At 70.4% G+C, this 1,878-nt stretch carries 2 protein-coding genes and 1 pseudogene; all 3 read right to left on the bottom strand.

The features are described from left to right. Positions 1–435: 3-phosphoshikimate 1-carboxyvinyltransferase (locus ACTS11_RS20865; RefSeq protein WP_442642202.1), on the bottom strand; the 435-nt coding region annotated here is incomplete at its 3' end. Between the two features lie 72 nt (positions 436–507). After that, positions 508–1,572 (bottom strand): amidohydrolase family protein, encoded by a 1,065-nt coding sequence (locus ACTS11_RS20860; protein WP_442642201.1) that lies wholly within the window; start codon positions 1,570–1,572, stop codon positions 508–510. Between the two features lie 69 nt (positions 1,573–1,641). Then, a pseudogene (locus ACTS11_RS20855) lies at positions 1,642–1,878 on the bottom strand (tRNA (guanosine(46)-N7)-methyltransferase TrmB); the annotation flags it as partial.

Here is a 1,878-nt window from a genome sequence, read left to right as displayed (position 1 = left end):
GGCCTCCGTCCCGAAGAGGGCGAGGGGGTCCGTCACCCGCGCCATCGGCCGCTTGCGCAGGCTCGCGTCGCCGGTGAAGGTCGCCGTGATCGGCGTCGTGGCCATCGCCCCCATGATGAGGCGGACGCCGGTGCCCGAATTGCCGCAGTCGATGACGTCCTCGGGTTCGCCGAAGCCGCCGACGCCGACACCGTGGATGCGCCACGCGCCGTCGCCGTAGCGGACGACCTCGGCCCCGAAGGCCTGCATCGCCTTGGCGGTGTCGAGCACGTCCTGCCCCTCGAGAAGGCCCGTCACCTTCGTCTCGCCCACCGAGAGCGCGCCGAGGATCAGGCTCCGGTGCGAGATCGACTTGTCGCCCGGCACGTCGGCGACGCCCCTGAGCGGCCCGCCCCTGCGGGCGGTCATCGGAACCTTCTCGCCGTGGCCGGACATCGCCGCCCTCCCCCTCTCGTCACACGAGGCGCGTGATAGACGGGGGCGCGGGCGGCGTCCACTCCCGTCGGGCTACCGCTCGCCCAGCCAGGTCTCGGGGTTCTCGACGGCGATCCGGCGGAAGAGCTCCTCGCCCAGCGCGTTCCTGAGCCGGAAGCAGACCGCACGCTCGGACAATTGCTCCTGCCGCGTCATGTAGAAGTCCGAGCCGAAGAGGACGCGGGCGCGCAGGCGCTCGGCCTCCTCCGTCTCGGCCGAGAGGAAGAGACGCAGGAAGGGCAGGAAGTCGTCGAAGTGGAACAGCGTGTAGGAAATGTCGGTCCACAGCGACGGGAACCGCCCGCTGCCGATGCGGTGGCGGATCAGGCGCTGCCAGTTCCGTTCGAGCGAGCCTTCGTCCTTCGGGTCGTAGCCCTCCTCCACGTAGGCGCGCCAGTCCTCCTGCCCGCCGAAATGCGCCAGACAGACGCGGAGGTCGGGGTAGCGTTCCCAGACCGGGTCCCAGGCCTCGGGGCGGGTGTAGCGGTCGGCGCGGGCGGGCACGACGCCACGCCCCCGGACGCCCCCGCGCGAGCAATGGGTCATCACCGGCAGGTTGCGCGACAGGAGAAGGGGATAGACCTCCTCCATCAGGACCGGGTGATCGGGCGCGAAGCCCATGCGGGGATAGAGCTTCAGCCCCCGGAACCCGAGCGTCTCGATGGCGTGAACGACTTCCGCCACCCGGCCCTCGCCGTCGGGATGCAGCGTCGCGAAGGGGATGACCGTTTCGGGATTGTCCCGGGCGAGCGCGGCCAGTTCCTCGTGCTGGTGCCGCAGCCCCTTGCGGACCGGGCCGTGGCCGATGGGCTCCATGTCCATCGGCAGGACGACGAAACGGGTATTGCGCGGATAGTGCTTGCGCATCCCCGCGAGGATCTCCGACTGCCGCCAGGCCCCCGCCTCCTGCTGGAACCGGTAGAGCCGGTCTAGCGTGTCGGCCTTGTCGCGGCTGAACGGGCGGACAATGGCGGCGAGCAGGCGGATCACGCCGGGCACGGCCCGGAACGGCACCAGGAGCGGGTGTGGATACCAGCGCGGCACGTGGTTGGCCGTGAAGGTGTGGACATGGACGTTGGTGATGCGGATGTCGGACATCGGGACCTCCGGGACGGAAACCCACGCTAGCATCCGCAGAAGAATGGCCCGAGTAAGGCTTTCCGCCCCTCAGGTCCGCCGGAACGTGAGGTAGTGCGGCACGCGCCCCTCGCGGAGCGCCTTCTGCTCGTAGCGGGTGGGGATCCAGTCCTCCCACGGCTGCCGCCAGTCGGCGGGGCCCTCGGCCAGCCATTCGAAGCCGTGGCGCGGCACCTCCTGCAAGGTCTGGCGCACGTAGTCCTGGATGTCCGTCGCGACGCGGAACTCGGCCCCCGGCTTCAGCACGCGGGCGAGGGGTTCGAGATG

It is taken from the genome of Roseicyclus sp. (assembly GCF_052168335.1).
Classification (GTDB): Bacteria; Pseudomonadota; Alphaproteobacteria; order Rhodobacterales; family Rhodobacteraceae; genus Roseibacterium.
This window is presented reverse-complemented; position numbering and strand designations above follow the sequence as displayed.

Excerpts from the sequence above, each read along its gene's own strand:
- ACTS11_RS20860 (WP_442642201.1), bottom strand. The coding sequence starts at position 1,572 with ATGTCCGACATCCGCATCACCAACGTCCATGTCCACACCTTCACGGCC.